We start from the raw sequence: 15,715 nt of genomic DNA on the forward strand, positions 1-15,715 counted from the left end.
TGCCTCCGACGCTAATCGGGCGGCTGCGTCCGGACTTCGAACGCGGATTCCTCATTTCGCAAAAACGCACGGAAAGCAGAATGGCGCGGCAAAGCACCGTCAGCTTCTGTGGATCTTGCGGGATGGCTGTCCGGGGCCGACCGGGGTCGGTGCTCACGTCGGACAACTCGGAGAACCTTACGGATCCGTCAATCCCGTGTCAACCTCGCTCCTCGGGCGTACTCTCGGCCCATGACTACGCGTGCGCTCACCACCCAGTGGTGGGCCGCCTGACGGCGGCCCACCACTCGCGCATGCAGCAAGCGGCCGCCGACTCGGCGGCCGTTCGCGTATCCCCCTCCGGGAGCCGGGCCTTCGGGTCGGCGCTCAGGAGAAGAGGGAGAACGAACGCGATGACGAGGATCTTCAGCGGGGTCAAGCCGACCGGGCATCTGACGCTGGGCAACTACCTCGGGGCCGTACGGCAGTGGGTCGAGGTCGACCAGCACAAGGCGGAGGCGCTGTTCAGCGTCGTCGATCTGCACGCGCTGACCGTGGAGCACGATCCGGCCCGGGTGCGGCGGCTCAGTCGGCAGGCGGCCACGCTCCTGCTGGCCGCGGGGCTGGATCCGAAGCGGTGCACCTTGTTCGTCCAGAGCCACGTGGACGAACACGCACGGCTCTCGTACCTGCTCGAGTGCACCGCCACGGACGGCGAGCTGCGGCGGATGATCCAGTACAAGGAGAAGAGCGTCCGGGCGCAGGCGGCCGGGCAGGGTGTGCGGCTGTCGCTGCTGACGTATCCGGTGCTGATGGCGGCCGACATCCTCGCCCATGGGGCCGATGAGGTGCCGGTCGGTGAGGACCAGACGCAGCATGTGGAGCTGACGCGGGATCTGGCGGTGCGGTTCAACCAGCGGTACGGGCACACGTTCACGGTGCCGCGGGCGACGCGGCCCGAGGTGGCGGCGCGGGTCATGGACCTGCAGGACCCCCTGTCGAAGATGGGGAAGTCGCACGCGAACGGGGCCGGGATCGTCTATCTGCTCGACGACGCGGAGACCGTGCGGCGGAAGATCATGCGGGCCGTGACCGACAGCGGGCGGGACGTGGAGTACGACCGGGAGGGCCGGCCGGGCGTCGCGAACCTTCTCGATCTGCTGGCCGCCGCGACAGGTGGGAACCCCGAGGCGCTGGCCGGTGTATATGACACGTACGGATCGTTGAAGAGGGACACGGCGGACGCGGTCGTCGAGCTGCTGAGGCCCCTGCGGGAGCGGCATGCCGAGCTCGCGGCGGACCCCGGACATGTGGATCAGGTGCTACGGGACGGGGCCCTGCGGGCCCGGGAGACGGCGCGGCCCTTGGTGGACCGGGCCTATCGGGCGATCGGGCTGTTGCCCGCAGGGTGACGGAAGGCGGTGCGGTAGTCGCGTGGGCTGGTGGCGAGGTGCGAGGCGAAGTGCTGGCGCATCGTGACCTCGCTGCCGAAGCCCGCGCGGCGGGCCACCTCGGGGAGGGGGTGGTCGGTGAGTTCGAGGAGTTTCTGGGCGGCGGCGACGCGCTGGGCGATGAGCCAGTGCAGGGGGGTGGTTCCGGTGGTGGCCTGGAAGTGGCGGGCGAAGGATCGGGGTGACATGCCGGCGCGGGCGGCCAGGGTCGCGACGGTGTGGGGCTCGTCGAGGTGGGCGAGGGCGTGGGCGCGGGTGTCGGCGAGAGCGTCGGCGTCGCGGTCGGCGCGGGGCGTGGGGCGCTCGATGAACTGGGCCTGGGTGCCGGTGCGGAAGGGGGCGGTGACCATCGCGCGGGCGATGGCGGCGGCGGCCTCGGCTCCGTGGGCGGTGCGGACGAGGTGGAGGCAGAGGTCGATGCCTGCGGCGGTGCCGGCCGAGGTCCAGACGCCGGTGTCCTCGACGAAGAGGGCGTCGGGTTCGACCTGGATCGCGGGGTGGCGGTCGGCGAGCGTGCCGGCCAGGTGCCAGTGGGTGACGGCGCGGCGGCCGTCGAGGAGTCCGGCACGGGCGAGCACGAACGCTCCGGCGCAGAGCGAGGCGACCGGGGTGCCCGCGGTGTGGGCGCGGCGGAGGGCTTCGAGCACCGGGGCCGGGATGTCGGCGTCGGGGTCCTCGATGCCGGGGACGAGGACCAGGTCGGCGGGGGTGAGGTCGTCGAGCCAGCTGAGCGGGCGGTCGGGGGTGAGGGAGAGACCGCCGCGCAGGGGGATGGGGGTGTCCGGGTCGGTGGCCGCCCGGCGGAGTTCGAAGGGGGGGACGCCCCGGAGGGTGCGGTCGCTGCCCCAGACCTCGGTGATGACGGAGATGTCGAAGGCGCGGATGCCGGGGAAGGCGAGGAGGGCGATGCGCTGGGGGCGGGGCTGCGACGGCGAGGACGGCATGGATGGCAGTAAACCATCGATCGCTGTCATTCATCCCTCTGGGAGAGGGGTGCGGTCGGCGGCAGGATCGTGGCCATGGAGATCACGGAGAACGCGGCACTGGTTGTCATCGACGTACAGAAGGGCTTCGAGGAGGAGTTCTGGGGGAAGCGGAACAACCCGGCCGCCGAGGAGAACATCGCGGCTCTGATCGACCTGTGGCAGGAGACGGGCCGGCCGGTGGCGTTCGTGCGGCACGACTCGGTGGAGGGGTCGCGCTCGCCGCTGCGGGTGGGGTACGAGGGGAACGGGTTCAAGGACTTCGTCGAGGAGCGGCGCGGGAAGGGCCGTGGCCCTGAGCTGCTGGTGACGAAGAGCGTGAACTCCGCCTTCTACGGGGCGCCGTCGCTGGACGGCTGGCTGACCGGGCTCGACGTGGCGCAGATCGTGATCGTCGGGATCCAGACGAACATGTGCAACGAGACCACGGCGCGGATGGGCGGGAACCTCGGGTACGAGGTGGTGTTCCCGTTGGACGCGATGCACACGTTCGATCTGGAGGGGCCGTTCGGCTGGTCGATGAGCGGGGATGAGCTCTCGCGGGCGACGGCCGTGTCCCTGCACGGGGGACGGTTCGCGAAGGTCGTGACGACGGAGGAGGTCGTGCGGGGGGCGTCCGTCGGGGTCGGGTGACCCCGGGGGGTCAGCTGTTGCCGGAAGCGAGTTCGCGGCTGCGGTCGCGGGCGGCTTCGAGGGCGGCGATGAGGGCGGCGCGGACGCCGTGGTTCTCCAGCTCGCGGATGGCGCTGATGGTGGTGCCGGCCGGGGAGGTGACGGCCTCGCGGAGCTTGACGGGGTGCTCGCCGCTGTCGCGGAGCATCACGGCGGCGCCGATGGCGGCCTGGACGATCAGGTCGTGGGCCTGGGCGCGGGGCAGGCCGAGGAGGATGCCGGCGTCGGTCATGGCCTCGACGAGGAAGTAGAAGTACGCCGGGCCGGAGCCGGAGAGGGCGGTGGCCGCGTCCTGCTGGGACTCGGGGACGCGGAGGGTCTTGCCGACCCCGCCGAAGATCTCCTCGGTGTGGGCGAGGTGCGCGGGGGTCGCGTGGCTGCCGGCCGAGATGACGGACATGCCTTCGTCGACCAGGACGGGGGTGTTGGGCATGACGCGGACGACGGGGGTGCCGGTGGTGAGGCGGTCCTCGATGAAGGAGGTGGGGATGCCGGCGGCGGCGCTGATGATCAGGCGGTCGGCGGCGACGTGGGGGGCGAGCTCGTCGAGGAGCCGGCCCATGTCCTGGGGCTTGACGGCCAGGATGAGGGTGTCGGCGCGCTTGGCGGCCTCGGCGTTGGTGACGGTCTCGACGCCGTAGCGGGCGTTGAGCTCCTCGGCGCGTTCGGAGCGGCGGGCGGTGACCAGGAGGTTCGCGGGGCGCCAGCCGGCACGGATCATGCCGCTGAGGAGCGCTTCACCGATCTTGCCGGTGCCGAGGACTGCGACGGTCTGGGTCATGGCTCTGTTCACCTCGCCGGAGGGGGGTACGTGTCGTCATCCTCGCACCGGCGGGCCGGGTGGTGTGCGGGTGTCCGAGGGGCGGTCACGCGGTACGGCGGCGGAGGGTGGCCGCGCCGAGGCCGAGGACGAGGAGCGCGCAGCCCGCGACGACGAGGGAGTCGCGGACGAAGTCGCCCGTGACGTCGGGGTGTCGGAGGACCTGGTTCATGCCGTCGACGGCGTAGGACATGGGCAGGACGTCGGAGATCGCTTCGAGGGCGGGGGCCATGCGGTCGCGTGGGGTGAAGAGTCCGCAGAGGAGCAGCTGGGGGAAGATCACGGCCGGCATGAACTGGACGGCCTGGAACTCGGAGGCGGCGAAGGCGGAGACGAAGAGGCCGAGGGCGGTGCCGAGGAGGGCGTCGAGGAGAGCGACCAGGAGGAGGAGGCAGGGGGAGCCGATGACGTCGAGGCCGAGGAACCAGACGGCGAGGCCGGTGGCGAGGGCGGACTGGACGACGGCGAGGAGTCCGAAGGCGAGGGCGTAGCCGGCGATGAGGTCGGCCTTGCCGAGGGGCATGGCGAGGAGGCGTTCGAGGGTGCCTGAGGTGCGTTCGCGGAGGGTCGCGATGGAGGTCACCAGGAACATCGTGATGAGCGGGAAGATGCCGAGCAGTGAGGCGCCGATGTTGTCGAAGGTGCCCGGGCTGCCGTCGAAGACGAATCGCAGCAGGAAGAGCATCACGCAGGGCACGAGGAGCATCAGGGCGATCGAGCGCGGGTCGTGGCACAGCTGACGCAGGACGCGGGCGGCGGTGGCGAGGGTGCGGGCGGGGCTCATGACCGGGGCTCCTCGTGGGTGGCTCGGGCGGCGGCGTCGACGAGGCGGAGGAAGGCCTCTTCGACGGTGGCGGTGTCGTTGCGTCGGCGGAGGGCTTCGGGGGTGTCGTCGGCGAGGATCTCGCCCTCGCGCATGAGAAGGAGCCGGTGGCAGCGCTCGGCCTCGTCCATGACGTGGGAGGAGACGAGGAGGGTCGTGCCCCGGTCGGCGGCGATCTGGTGGAAGAGGGTCCACAGGTCGCGGCGGAGGACGGGGTCGAGGCCGACGGTGGGTTCGTCGAGGACGAGGAGTTCCGGGGTGCCGAGGAGGGCGACGGCGAGGGAGACGCGGCTGCGCTGACCGCCGGAGAGGCGGCCGGCGAGGGAGTCGGCGTGCGGGGCGAGGTCGACGTCGTCGATGGCGCGGTCGACGGTGGCGCGGCGGTCCTTGCGGTGGGCGCGGCCGGGGAACAGGACGGCGGCGAAGTAGTCGAGGTTCTGGCGGACGGTGAGGTCGTCGTAGACGGAGGGGGCCTGGGTGACGTAGCCGATGCGGGAGCGGAGGGCGGGGTCTCCGGCGGGGTGGCCGAGGACGCGGAGGGTGCCGTCGACCTTGGCCTGGGTGCCGACGATCGCGCGCATCAGGGTGGTCTTTCCGCAGCCCGAGGGGCCGAGGAGGCCGGTGATGCGGCCGGCCTGGACGGTGAAGTCGAGGCCGCGCAGGACGGTGCGTTCGCCCCGGACGGTGGTGAGTCCGTGGGCGGCGATCGCCGCGGCGGGCGCGTCGGCCGGGTGGGCCAGGGGTGACCCGGGGGTGGTGCTGTCGGTGTCGGGCCTGGCTGTGGCCTGGTCGGCGGCCTCACCCGCCGAGTAATTCATCATGTGATGAATAGTGCTCCCGGCGGTTCCGGCCGTCAAGCACCCGGAAGGGCGCCGGCGTTCGGTCGTGCTGGGCCCGGGCGGGAACGACGAAGCCCCCGCGAGAACGGATCTCGCGGGGGCTGTCGGGGCCGACGGGGCATGCCCCCGTGCGTCGCCGCCTACGTGCGCTTGGGCTTCCTGCGGGCGGCCGGGTTGCCCGTACGGGTGCCGCGGCGCTTCTCGTACTGGGCGCGGGCCGTCTCGTACTCGGCACGGCGGAGCTTCTCGCCCGGGGCCTCGACGAAGCAGCGGGCGCAGTAGGCGAGGAGCGAGCCGATGAAGCCGATCGCCTTCAGGCTGCGCAGGGACTCCTCGCGGGCCGGGTCCGCGGGCCTGCGTACGAAGCCCTCCCAGGTCTTGCGGAAGGCGATGGCGCTGCAGACCGCGAACATGAGGACGACCAGCATGTTGACGATGCCGCCGACGGCCGCGATCTCCAGGCCCTGGTACGCGAAGCGCAGCACGAAGCAGGCCGCGACGGCGGCGGCCAGCGAGCCGACGGCCAGGCCGGCCCGGCGCAGCGTGTAGTTGCCGCTGCGGTCGACCCAGGTCGTGCCGAAGAAACGGATCTCTTCGGGCTGAGGTCCGGCAGGAGTCCCGCCGGTCGGGCCTCCGGCCGTGCCGCCGGTGGTGCTGGGGGTCTGCTCGTCGTCGCTCACGATGTCGATTATCCCCGGGGCGACGGAGGAGGGCCTCAGCCGCAGCGCGGTGCGACGAAGCCGTCGCTGCCCGTGCGGACGTAGGCGTCGGAGATGTACTCGCCCGGCGCGATGCTGTCCCAGATCTTCGTGGTGCCGTACGGGCCGCTGATCCACTCGCCGTACTTCTGGCAGGAGATCGACACCGTGGCGCCGAGCGGCAGCGCCCGGACGATCGGGTACTGGGTGCTCGGGCCCGAGCGCACATTGACCCGGTAGCCGGGCGCGACCGTGTAGAGGGCGGCCGTGGCCGCCATCGTCGTCGTCTTGTTCTCGTCCGTGTCCATGGTGTTCTCCCCCTTGGCGCAAAAGCGCTCCGCCGAGTTTCACTCTCCGCGACGCGCAGGCTAGCAAGCCCCACCGACTTCGTGGGGGCCATGGACTAGGCTCCGTCGGGTTCGCGCGGGTGCGCGCGAGTGACGGGGAACCACACGGGGGTGGGCGATGCCGCCGTTGCGCGATACCGGTGCCGACCGGAATGCGGAGCAGCCCGAGTACGCGGGCGACTACCGCCTCCAGGCATGTCTGGGCGCGGGCGGCATGGGCGTCGTGCACCTCGCGTCCTCCGCCTCCGGGCTGCGGCTCGCGGTCAAGGTCGTGCACGCACGGTACGCGGAGGACCCCGAGTTCAGGGCACGTTTCCGCCAGGAGGTCGCGGCCGCCCGCCGGGTCAGCGGCGCCTTCACCGCGCCGGTCGTCGACGCCGACCCCGACGCCGTACGGCCCTGGATGGCCACCCTCTACGTCCCCGGTCCCACCCTCGCCGACCAGGTGAAGCGGAACGGCCCGCTGTCCCCGGCCGAACTGCGCCGGCTCACCGCCGGGCTCGCCGAGGCGCTGCGCGACATCCACCGCGCCGGTGTCGTCCACCGCGACCTCAAGCCCAGCAACGTCCTGCTCACCGACACCGGCCCGAAGGTCATCGACTTCGGCATCTCGCGGCCCGTCGACAGCGATCTGCGCACCGAGACGGGCAAACTCATCGGCTCGCCGCCGTTCATGGCGCCCGAGCAGTTCCAGCGGCCGCGCGAGGTCGGTCCCGCCGCGGACGTCTTCGCGCTCGGCTCGGTCCTCGTCCACGCGGCCACCGGGCACGGTCCGTTCGACTCCGACAGCCCGTACATCGTGGCGTACCAGGTCGTCCACGACGAGCCCGATCTGACGGGTGTCCCGGCGGAGCTGGCGCCGCTCGTCGCGCGCTGCCTCGCCAAGGAGCCCGCCGAGCGCCCGACCCCGGCCCAGATCATGTCGGCGCTGCTGCCCCCCTCGTACGCGGCGGAGGCCTTCATACCGGCGCAGCGGCGCCGGCCCTCGCTGCCGTACGGCGGGGAACAGGCCTATGGGGAGCCCGGCCCCACGCCCGCGTGGGACGCGGACACCCCCGTACGGGTCACCGCGCCGGCCCCGCCCCGCCGCGGCCCGCGCCTCGGCCGGGTGCGCCTCAGGCCGCGCCTCACGCTCGCCGTCGTCGCCGCGCTCGCGCTCACCGGGGCCGGTGTGTACGCGGCGACGAGTCCGCCGGGCCGCGGCGGAACCGAGCCTCCCGCCCGCCCCGACGAGGTGGCCACCGCCTTCACCGGCTGGCACACCACCCTCCAGATGCACGGCCCCACCGCCGCGCCCGCGTGCGCCCACGGCGGCGGCGCGCTGTACTGCGCGGCCCGCGGCGTCGGCCTCGCCCGGCTCGACCCCGTCACCGGGAAGGCCGTCTGGTCGCGCACCGGGCCCGTCGAGGCGGAGTCCCCGGTCGCGCCCTTCCTCCTCGCGGACGACCTGGTCGGCGCGGCCGCCCCGGCGGACCCGCTGGGGGCGTACGCCGCCGCCGACGGCGCCCCCGGCTGGACCGCGGGACCTGCGAAGCCCCCCGAGCTGTACGTACCGGCCGGCTCCGCCGTCGTCCTGACCGACGGAAGGGGCGGGGTACGGGCCGTCGGCGTCCGCGACGGCAGGGAACTCTGGCGGCACGGCCTGACCGGCTTCACGGTCCCGCGCCCGGGGCCGTACGACGCCCCGTCGGGTCTCCTCACCGTCTCCGAGACCTCGGCCGACGGGACGCACACACGCGTGGCCGAGATCCAGCCACGGACCGGCGAGCAGACCTGGCAGCGGAACCTGCCCGGCGACCTCGACCCGCTGGGCCGCACCGGAGACGGCGCGCTGCTCCTCGCCTCCCGCTACCAGGCCTCGCTCTTCGACCACCTGGTCGTGCTCGACCCCGGCAGCGGCTCCGTGCGCGAGCTGCCCCTGCCCCACCGGATCGACATCCGGGGCGTCGCCGTGCGCGGCACGGTCGTCCACATCCTCGACGCCGACGGGCACCTCACCGCCTTCGACACCGCGGCGCCGAAGGGGCGGGTGCTGTGGGAGCTGGAGACGGGCGCGGGGAACGTGTCCACGCCGGTCATGGGCCCCGGCGACCGGCTCTACTTCTCCGTCCAGGACGGGCGGCTGCTCGCCGTCGACACCGTACGCGGGGCGCTGATCGGCCAGACCCGGCCGCGGCTGCTGAACGGCCGGCTCGAGTACGCGCCCCTGGTGCCGCCGCCGGTGGTCGCCGGAGACCGGGTCTTCGGCACGGCCCCGGACGGATCGGTGTTCGCGGTGGACGCGCGCGACCCCGCCTCGTGGTGAACCGCGCCTGAGACGAGCGGAGGGGGAGCGGGCGTCTCCGCCCGCTCCCCCTCCGCTCACATCCCGCGCGCCGGACTCAGGTCCCGCGCTCCGGGCTCAGCCCAGCTTCGACACGTCCCGGACCGCGCCCTTGTCGGCGCTCGTCGCCATCGCCGCGTACGCGCGGAGGGCCGCCGACACCTTGCGCTGGCGGTTCCTCGGCTCGTACACGCCGTTCAGCGCCTCGCGGCGGGCGGCCAGGGTGGCCTCGTCGACGAGGAGCTCGATGGAGCGGTTCGGGATGTCGATACGGATCCGGTCGCCGTCCTCGACGAGGGCGATCGTGCCGCCCGAGGCCGCCTCGGGCGACGCGTGGCCGATGGACAGGCCCGACGTGCCGCCCGAGAAGCGTCCGTCGGTGACCAGCGCGCAGGTCTTGCCCAGGCCCCGGCCCTTGAGGAAGGAGGTCGGGTAGAGCATCTCCTGCATGCCGGGGCCGCCGCGCGGGCCCTCGTAGCGGATGACGACCACGTCGCCGTCCTTGACCTGCTTGTTGAGGATCTTCTCGACTGCCTCGTCCTGCGACTCGCAGACCACGGCCGGGCCCTCGAAGGTCCAGATCGACTCGTCGACGCCCGCCGTCTTCACGACACAGCCGTCGGCGGCGAGGTTGCCGTGCAGCACGGCGAGGCCGCCGTCCTTGGAGTACGCGTGGGCGGCGTCGCGGATGCAGCCGCCCGCCGCGTCCACGTCCAGCGCCTCCCAGCGCTCGGACTGGGAGAAGGCGGTCGCCGAGCGCACGCAGCCGGGGGCCGCGTGGAACAGCTCGACGGCCTCGTCGGTCGGGGAGCCGCCGCGGACGTCCCAGGCGTCCAGCCACTCCTTGATGGAGCGGGAGTGGACGGAGTGGACGTCCTCGTCGAGGAGGCCGGCGCGGTAGAGCTCGCCGAGGAGGGCGGGGATGCCGCCCGCCCGGTGCACGTCCTCCATGTAGTACGTGCGGTCCTTGGCGACGTTCGGGGCGACCTTGGCCAGGCAGGGCACCCGGCGCGAGACCTCGTCCATGTCCGGCAGACCGTAGTCGAGCTCGGCCTCCTGTGCGGCGGCCAGCAGGTGCAGGATCGTGTTGGTCGAGCCGCCCATGGCGATGTCGAGGGCCATGGCGTTCTCGAAGGCCCCGCGGGTCGCGATCGAGCGCGGGAGGACGGAGGCGTCGTCCTCGTCGTAGTACCGGCGGGTGATGTCGACGACCGTGCGGGCCGCGTTCTCGTACAGCGCCCTGCGGCCGGTGTGGGTGGCGAGCAGCGAGCCGTTGCCCGGGAGGGAGAGGCCGATCGCCTCGGTCAGGCAGTTCATCGAGTTGGCGGTGAACATGCCGGAACAGGACCCGCAGGTGGGGCAGGCGTTCTCCTCGATCCGGAGAATGTCCTCGTCCGAGATCTTGGGGTTCACGGCGTCCGACATCGCGTCGACCAGGTCGAGGGTGCGGACGGTGCCGTCGACGAGCGTCGCGCGGCCGGCCTCCATCGGACCGCCGGAGACGAAGACCGTCGGGATGTTGAGGCGCAGGGCGGCCATCAGCATGCCGGGGGTGATCTTGTCGCAGTTGGAGATGCAGATCAGGGCGTCGGCGCAGTGCGCCTCGACCATGTACTCCACGCTGTCCGCGATCAGGTCGCGGGAGGGCAGCGAGTACAGCATGCCGCCGTGGCCCATGGCGATGCCGTCGTCGACGGCGATCGTGTTGAACTCGCGCGGGATGGCTCCGGCGGCCGTGATGGCCTCGGAGACGATCCGGCCGACGGGCTGCAGATGGGTGTGGCCCGGGACGAACTCCGTGAAGGAGTTGGCGACCGCGATGATCGGCTTCCTGCCGATGTCCGCGCCGGGTACACCAGAGGCGCGCATAAGGGCGCGTGCGCCCGCCATGTTGCGGCCGTGGGTGACTGTGCGGGACCTCAGCTCGGGCATCGTCGCTCGCTCCTCGTGATGGGGGTGCTTGCTTTCGAGCGTACGCCGACGGACCAAGATCTGGACAGCGCGTCCGCATGGCGGACGGGCTGTTCAGCTTTCGGTCAACCGGCCGCCCGGCGGGGGCTCAGGCCTCGGTCAGGTAGCGCTGGAGGGTCGGGGCCACCATGGCCACGATCTCCTCCGGGTCCGCCGAGGCCATCGGCTCGACCTGGATCACGTACCGCAGGATCGCGATCCCGATCATGTGGGAGGCGGCCAGCTCCGCGCGGAACTGGGGGTCCGGTACGTCGAGCTCGGCCGCGATCCGCTCCAGGAGCCGCCGCAGTACGAAGGTCCTGAGCACCTTGGCGGCCGCCTCGTGGGTGAGCGCGGAGCGGACGATCGCGAGGAGCGGGGCGCGGCTGACCGGATTCTCCCAGACGCCGATGAAGAAGCGGGCGAGCCGTTCGCCGATGGTTTCGCGCGGGCCGGCGACGATCGCCGGGACGACCGCCGCGGGCTCGAAGGAGACCTCGACCGCCGCCGCGAAGACCTCGTCCTTGGTCCCGAAGTAGTGGTGGACGAGGGCCGCGTCGACACCGGCCGCCTTGGCGATGCCGCGCACCGAGGTCTTGTCGTAGCCGCGCTCCGCGAACTGGGCGCGGGCCGCCTCCAGGATCCGCTCCCGCGCGCCCGGTCCGCTCTCCTCCTCGGTACGGGACGGGCGGCCGCGCCTGCGGGGGGCCGGTTCGGTCACGGGCGGGGCACCCGGGACGTGCGGGTGGCCGCGGAGGCGAGGTGGAGCCGGGTGAAGGCCAGGGCCTCGGCGAGGTCGGCCTCACGTTCGGCGGCTGACATCGCGCGGCGGGTGTTGACCTCGATGACGACGTGGCCGTCGAATCCGGTGCGGGCGAGGCGCTCCAGGAGCTCGGCGCAGGGCTGCGTGCCGCGCCCCGGGACCAGGTGCTCGTCCTTGGCGGAGCCCTTGCCGTCGGCGAGGTGGACGTGGCCGAGCCGGTCGCCCATGCGGTCGATCATCGCGAGGGCGTCGGTACGGGCGGTCGCCGTGTGGGAGAGGTCGACGGTGAAGTGCCGGTAGTCGTCCTTGGTGACGTCCCACTCGGGGGCGTACGCGAGCATCTCGCGGTCCTTGTACCGCCACGGGTACATGTTCTCGACGGCGAACCGGACGTCGGTCTCGTCCGCCATCCGCCAGATGCCGGTGACGAAGTCCTTGGCGTACTGGCGCTGCCAGCGGAACGGCGGGTGGACGACGACCGTCGAGGCGCCGAGCCGCTCGGCCGCGGCCTGGGCGCGCTGGAGCTTGACCCACGGGTCGGTGGACCAGACGCGCTGGGTGATGAGGAGGCAGGGGGCGTGCACGGCCAGGATCGGCACCTGGTGGTAGTCGGAGAGCCGGCGCAGTGCCTCGATGTCCTGGCTGACCGGGTCGGTCCACACCATGACCTCGACACCGTCGTAGCCGAGGCGCGCGGCGATCTCGAAGGCCGTCGCCGTCGACTCCGGATAGACCGAGGCCGTCGACAGGGCGACCTTCGCATCCGGGATGCGCACCACTGGTTCTGCCACGGGGACAGGGTACGGGGCCCGTCGGGGGGCCGGGGGGTGGTTCCGGTCACGCCGGGGCGGACGCGCCGGAGCGGGAACCCGCGCGCGGAGCGGTCTCGCGCGATCCGCCGTGCGCGGGGGTCCGGCAGACGGTCGGGGCGCGCGTGGGCCGGGCAGCCTCGCGCGTGGGGGCCCGCTCATGGAGGGGGCCTCGCGCGTGTGGGCGGGGGCGGTCGTTGCCTCCGACGCGCGCGTGGACCGGTTCCTCAGGTGCGGGAGGGCAGTGCGGTGGGTCGTACGGACTCGGCCGGGGCCGCCCCCGTCCGTCCTACTCCACCGGCAGGTGGTCCAGGCGGCGCAGGATGACTCCCTCGCGCAGCGCCCAGGGGCAGATCTCCAGCTCCTCCACGCCGAGGAGGTCCATCGCGCCCTCCGCGACCATCGCGCCCGCGAGGAGCTGTCCGGCGCGGCCCTCCGAGACGCCCGGCAGCGCGGCGCGCTCGGGAACGGTCATGCCGGCGAGGCGCGGGACCCACTCCTCCAGGGACGCGCGGGTGAGGATCCGCTCGACGTAGAGGCCCTCCCCCGAGCCGGGCGCGCCGGCGATCCTCGCCAGCTGCTTGAAGGTCTTGGAGGTGGCCACGACGTGGTCGGGCCGGCCGGAGCGGCTGAACTCGCCGACCGTACGGGCGATCTGCGCGCGCACATGGCGGCGGAGCGCCTTCACGTCGGCGGCGTCGGCCGGATCGCCGGGCAGCCAGCCGGCGGTCAGCCGCCCCGCGCCGAGCGGCAGGGAGACGGCCGTGTCGGGGTCCTCGTCGATGCCGTACGCGACTTCGAGGGAGCCGCCCCCGATGTCGAGGAGGAGCAGCTTGCCCGCGGACCAGCCGAACCAGCGCCGGGCCGCGAGGAAGGTCAGCCGGGCCTCCTCCCCACCGGTGAGGACCTGGAGGTCGACGCCCGTCTCGTCCTTCACGCGCGCGAGGACGGCGTCCGCGTTGGTCGCCTCGCGGACCGCGGAGGTCGCGAACGGGAGCACCTCCTCGCAGCCCTTGTCCTCGGCGGCCAGCAGCGCGTCCCGGACGGTCGCGATGAGCCGCTCGATGCCGAAGGGCGCGATCGCGCCCTTCTCGTCGAGCAGCTCGGCGAGCCGGAGCTCCGCCTTGTGGGAATGGGCGGGCAGCGGCCGGGCGCCGGGGTGGGCGTCCACCACCAGGAAGTGCACCGTGTTCGAACCGACGTCGAGGACTCCGAGTCTCATGGGCGGAACGCTACTGCGCCGACCCGCATACGCTTGGACTTGTGCCAAAGACGAAAAAGGCGAAACCGGGCAAAGACAGTGCGGTCAAAAGCGCCAAGAAGCAGGGCAAGAGCGTGGAGCCGGACGAGAAGGGCCTGGACTTCGCGCGCGCGTGGGTCGAGTTCCCCGACCCGGCCGACGAGGAGCAGATCTTCCGCTGCGACCTGACCTGGCTGACCTCGCGCTGGTCGTGCGTCTTCGGCAGCGGCTGCCAGGGGATCCAGGCGGGCCGGGCCGACGACGGCTGCTGCACGCTGGGCGCGCACTTCTCCGACGAGGACGACGAGAAGCGGGTCGCGACGCACGTGGCACGCCTCACGCCGGAGCTGTGGCAGTTCCACGACGTCGGTACGGACTCGGGGTGGACCCAGCTCGACGAGGACGGCGACCGGCAGACCCGCCGCTGGGAGGGCTCCTGCATCTTCCAGAACCGTCCGGGGTTCGCGGGCGGCGCGGGCTGCTCGCTGCACATCCTGGCCCTGAAGGAGGGCAGGGAGCCGCTGGAGACGAAGCCGGACGTCTGCTGGCAGCTGCCGGTGCGGCGGACGTACGACTGGATCGAGCGGCCCGACGACACGAAGGTCCTCCAGGTGTCGATCGGTGAGTACGACCGGCGCGGCTGGGGTCCGGGCGGGCACGACCTGCACTGGTGGTGCACCTCGGCGACATCGGCCCACGGGGCCGGGGAGCCGGTCTACGTCACGTACCGGCCCGAGCTCACCGAGATGATGGGCGAGGAGGCGTACGAGGTCCTGGCCGGGCTGTGCGAGGCACGGCTCTCCTCGCAGCTGCCGCTGGTGGCCCCGCACCCGGCCGACCCGAAGCGCTAGCTGTATTGATCACGAGCGTTGTTGACACTGGTGTGGTCTTGAACATGGCGAAGACCTCCGGTGTGGTGGGAGCTGTCTAGGAACTCACCGCACGGAGGTCTTCGTGGCCCACCGTAATGCCCGGCTGACCGTCTTCGGTAGGAGACTGCTGGTCGAACGTGTCTGCTCAGGCCGTCCGGTCGCTCATGTGGCCGCCGAGATGGGCATCTCCCGGGCCACGGCCCACAAGTGGATCCGCCGGTGGCGGGCCGAGAGCGACGCCGGTCTGCACGACCGGGCGAGCCGGCCTCGCACGACGCCGCACCGAACCCCGGCCGCGGTGGAGGACCGCGTCTGCGACCTGCGGCGCAGCCGCAAACTCGGCCCCGCCAGGATCGGCCCGATCGTGGGCCTGCCCGCCTCCACCGTCCACCGGATCCTGACCCGCCACCGGCTCAACCGGCTGGCCTGGCTCGACCGCCCGACCGGCACCATCATCCGCCGCTACGAACGCGAACGTCCGGGCGAACTCATCCACGTCGACGTGAAGAAGCTCGGCCGGATCCCCACCGGCGGCGGTCACAAGGTTCTGGGCCGCCAGGCCGGCCGGGCCACCCGTTCCGCCATGGGCTTCGACTACGTCCACTCCGCCGTCGACGACCACTCCCGACTCGCCTACAGCGAGATCCACCCCGACGAGAAAGCCGCAACCTGCGCGGCCTTCCTGACCCGCGCGGCCGCGTTCTTCCACTCCCATGGCATCGACCGCATCGAGCGGGTGCTGACGGACAACGCCTGGGCCTACCGCAAGGGCCTGGCATGGAAGGCAGTCCTGGCCGAGCTCGGTGCGACCGGCAAGCTGACCCGTGCCTACCGGCCACAGACCAACGGCAAGGTCGAACGCTTCAACCGCACCCTGCTCGACGAATGGGCCTACCTGCGGCCCTACACCTCAAACGCCGAGCGGACCGAGGCCCTGGCAGGACTTCCTCCACACCTACAACCACCACCGCTGCCACACCGCACTGGGCGGACACCCGCCGATCAGCCGTGTCAACAACGCTGCGGGTCAATACAGCTAGCGCCGCACCCGGCCGACCCGAGACGCCGACGCCGGGCCGGGCGCCGACCCGAGACGCCGGGCGCCGGACGGGCTGCCCGTCCGGCGCCCGGATCGGTTCGCTGCCG

At 72.5% G+C, this 15,715-nt stretch carries 14 protein-coding genes and 1 pseudogene; 5 read left to right on the plus strand and 10 right to left on the minus strand.

What is annotated here, in order from left to right; genetic code table 11:
* The first annotated feature begins 392 nt into the window (after window positions 1–392).
* The gene (gene trpS, locus OG392_RS16330) at window positions 393–1,391 is read left to right on the plus strand and encodes a tryptophan--tRNA ligase (protein ID WP_329279990.1); all 999 of its coding nucleotides are present in this window, start codon (window positions 393–395) and stop codon (window positions 1,389–1,391) included.
* Here trpS and OG392_RS16335 read toward each other — a convergent pair.
* Entirely contained in the window at window positions 1,358–2,374 is a 1,017-nt protein-coding gene (locus tag OG392_RS16335; RefSeq protein WP_329279992.1) for a GlxA family transcriptional regulator, read from the minus strand. The two genes, trpS and OG392_RS16335, sit on opposite strands and share 34 nt — an antisense overlap.
* Window positions 2,375–2,449: 75 nt before the next feature.
* Between OG392_RS16335 and OG392_RS16340 the strand changes: the two genes are divergently transcribed.
* Window positions 2,450–3,046 (plus strand): cysteine hydrolase family protein, encoded by a 597-nt coding sequence (locus OG392_RS16340; RefSeq protein ID WP_329279994.1) that lies wholly within the window; start codon window positions 2,450–2,452, stop codon window positions 3,044–3,046.
* Window positions 3,047–3,056: 10 nt separating this feature from the next.
* On the opposite strand, the gene proC is transcribed toward OG392_RS16340, so the two are convergent.
* From proC to OG392_RS16365, 5 genes are all read right to left on the minus strand, one after another.
* Window positions 3,057–3,866: a pyrroline-5-carboxylate reductase gene (proC, locus tag OG392_RS16345; protein ID WP_329279996.1), complete on the minus strand. Its 810-nt coding sequence runs from the start codon at window positions 3,864–3,866 to the stop codon at window positions 3,057–3,059.
* A gap of 85 nt (window positions 3,867–3,951) precedes the next feature.
* The gene (locus OG392_RS16350; RefSeq protein ID WP_329279998.1) at window positions 3,952–4,689 is read right to left on the minus strand and encodes an ABC transporter permease; all 738 of its coding nucleotides are present in this window, start codon (window positions 4,687–4,689) and stop codon (window positions 3,952–3,954) included.
* Window positions 4,686–5,549, minus strand: coding sequence for an ABC transporter ATP-binding protein (locus tag OG392_RS16355; RefSeq protein ID WP_329280001.1), 864 nt, complete (start codon window positions 5,547–5,549; stop codon window positions 4,686–4,688). The genes OG392_RS16350 and OG392_RS16355 overlap by 4 nt, the downstream gene beginning before the upstream one ends.
* Window positions 5,550–5,707: 158 nt before the next feature.
* Complete coding sequence (locus OG392_RS16360; RefSeq protein ID WP_443054789.1) at window positions 5,708–6,247, minus strand: hypothetical protein; 540 nt, start codon at window positions 6,245–6,247, stop codon at window positions 5,708–5,710.
* Between the two features lie 35 nt (window positions 6,248–6,282).
* Window positions 6,283–6,573, minus strand: coding sequence for an SH3 domain-containing protein (locus OG392_RS16365; protein ID WP_329280002.1), 291 nt, complete (start codon window positions 6,571–6,573; stop codon window positions 6,283–6,285).
* Between the two features lie 157 nt (window positions 6,574–6,730).
* Here OG392_RS16365 and OG392_RS16370 point away from each other — a divergent pair, with 157 nt between their 5' ends.
* Window positions 6,731–8,917, plus strand: a complete 2,187-nt coding sequence (locus OG392_RS16370) for a protein kinase domain-containing protein (RefSeq protein WP_329280004.1) — start codon at window positions 6,731–6,733, stop codon at window positions 8,915–8,917.
* Window positions 8,918–9,013: 96 nt separating this feature from the next.
* On the opposite strand, the gene ilvD is transcribed toward OG392_RS16370, so the two are convergent.
* The 4 genes from ilvD to OG392_RS16390 all read right to left on the minus strand — a co-directional run bounded on the left by ilvD (window position 9,014) and on the right by OG392_RS16390 (window position 13,679).
* Window positions 9,014–10,867, minus strand: a complete 1,854-nt coding sequence (gene ilvD, locus OG392_RS16375) for a dihydroxy-acid dehydratase (protein ID WP_329280006.1) — start codon at window positions 10,865–10,867, stop codon at window positions 9,014–9,016.
* A 127-nt stretch (window positions 10,868–10,994) separates the two neighbouring features.
* Window positions 10,995–11,606, minus strand: a complete 612-nt coding sequence (locus OG392_RS16380) for a TetR/AcrR family transcriptional regulator (protein WP_329280008.1) — start codon at window positions 11,604–11,606, stop codon at window positions 10,995–10,997.
* Window positions 11,603–12,439: a sugar phosphate isomerase/epimerase family protein gene (locus OG392_RS16385; protein WP_329280010.1), complete on the minus strand. Its 837-nt coding sequence runs from the start codon at window positions 12,437–12,439 to the stop codon at window positions 11,603–11,605. The genes OG392_RS16380 and OG392_RS16385 overlap by 4 nt, the downstream gene beginning before the upstream one ends.
* A 307-nt stretch (window positions 12,440–12,746) precedes the next feature.
* Entirely contained in the window at window positions 12,747–13,679 is a 933-nt protein-coding gene (locus tag OG392_RS16390) for a Ppx/GppA phosphatase family protein (protein ID WP_329280012.1), read from the minus strand.
* A gap of 41 nt (window positions 13,680–13,720) precedes the next feature.
* Between OG392_RS16390 and OG392_RS16395 the strand changes: the two genes are divergently transcribed.
* Together OG392_RS16395 and OG392_RS16400 are read left to right on the plus strand one after the other, a co-directional pair.
* A complete protein-coding gene (locus OG392_RS16395; protein ID WP_329280014.1) occupies window positions 13,721–14,548 on the plus strand; it encodes a hypothetical protein in 828 nt (275 codons plus the stop codon).
* Between the two features lie 103 nt (window positions 14,549–14,651).
* A pseudogene (locus OG392_RS16400) lies at window positions 14,652–15,609 on the plus strand (IS481 family transposase).
* The last annotated feature ends 106 nt before the right edge of the window (window positions 15,610–15,715 follow it).

Origin of the sequence: Streptomyces sp. NBC_00691, from assembly GCF_036226665.1 — a bacterium.
Taxonomy (GTDB): Bacteria; Actinomycetota; Actinomycetes; order Streptomycetales; family Streptomycetaceae; genus Streptomyces.

Bases quoted from the DNA above. Each gene is read 5' to 3' on its own strand.
- trpS (WP_329279990.1), top strand. From the start codon at position 393: ATGACGAGGATCTTCAGCGGGGTCAAGCCGACCGGGCATCTGACGCTG.
- OG392_RS16335 (WP_329279992.1), bottom strand. From the start codon at position 2,374: ATGCCGTCCTCGCCGTCGCAGCCCCGCCCCCAGCGCATCGCCCTCCTC.
- OG392_RS16340 (WP_329279994.1), top strand. From the start codon at position 2,450: ATGGAGATCACGGAGAACGCGGCACTGGTTGTCATCGACGTACAGAAG.
- proC (WP_329279996.1), bottom strand. From the start codon at position 3,866: ATGACCCAGACCGTCGCAGTCCTCGGCACCGGCAAGATCGGTGAAGCG.
- OG392_RS16350 (WP_329279998.1), bottom strand. From the start codon at position 4,689: ATGAGCCCCGCCCGCACCCTCGCCACCGCCGCCCGCGTCCTGCGTCAG.
- OG392_RS16355 (WP_329280001.1), bottom strand. From the start codon at position 5,549: ATGATGAATTACTCGGCGGGTGAGGCCGCCGACCAGGCCACAGCCAGG.
- OG392_RS16365 (WP_329280002.1), bottom strand. From the start codon at position 6,573: ATGGACACGGACGAGAACAAGACGACGACGATGGCGGCCACGGCCGCC.
- OG392_RS16370 (WP_329280004.1), top strand. From the start codon at position 6,731: ATGCCGCCGTTGCGCGATACCGGTGCCGACCGGAATGCGGAGCAGCCC.
- ilvD (WP_329280006.1), bottom strand. From the start codon at position 10,867: ATGCCCGAGCTGAGGTCCCGCACAGTCACCCACGGCCGCAACATGGCG.
- OG392_RS16390 (WP_329280012.1), bottom strand. From the start codon at position 13,679: ATGAGACTCGGAGTCCTCGACGTCGGTTCGAACACGGTGCACTTCCTG.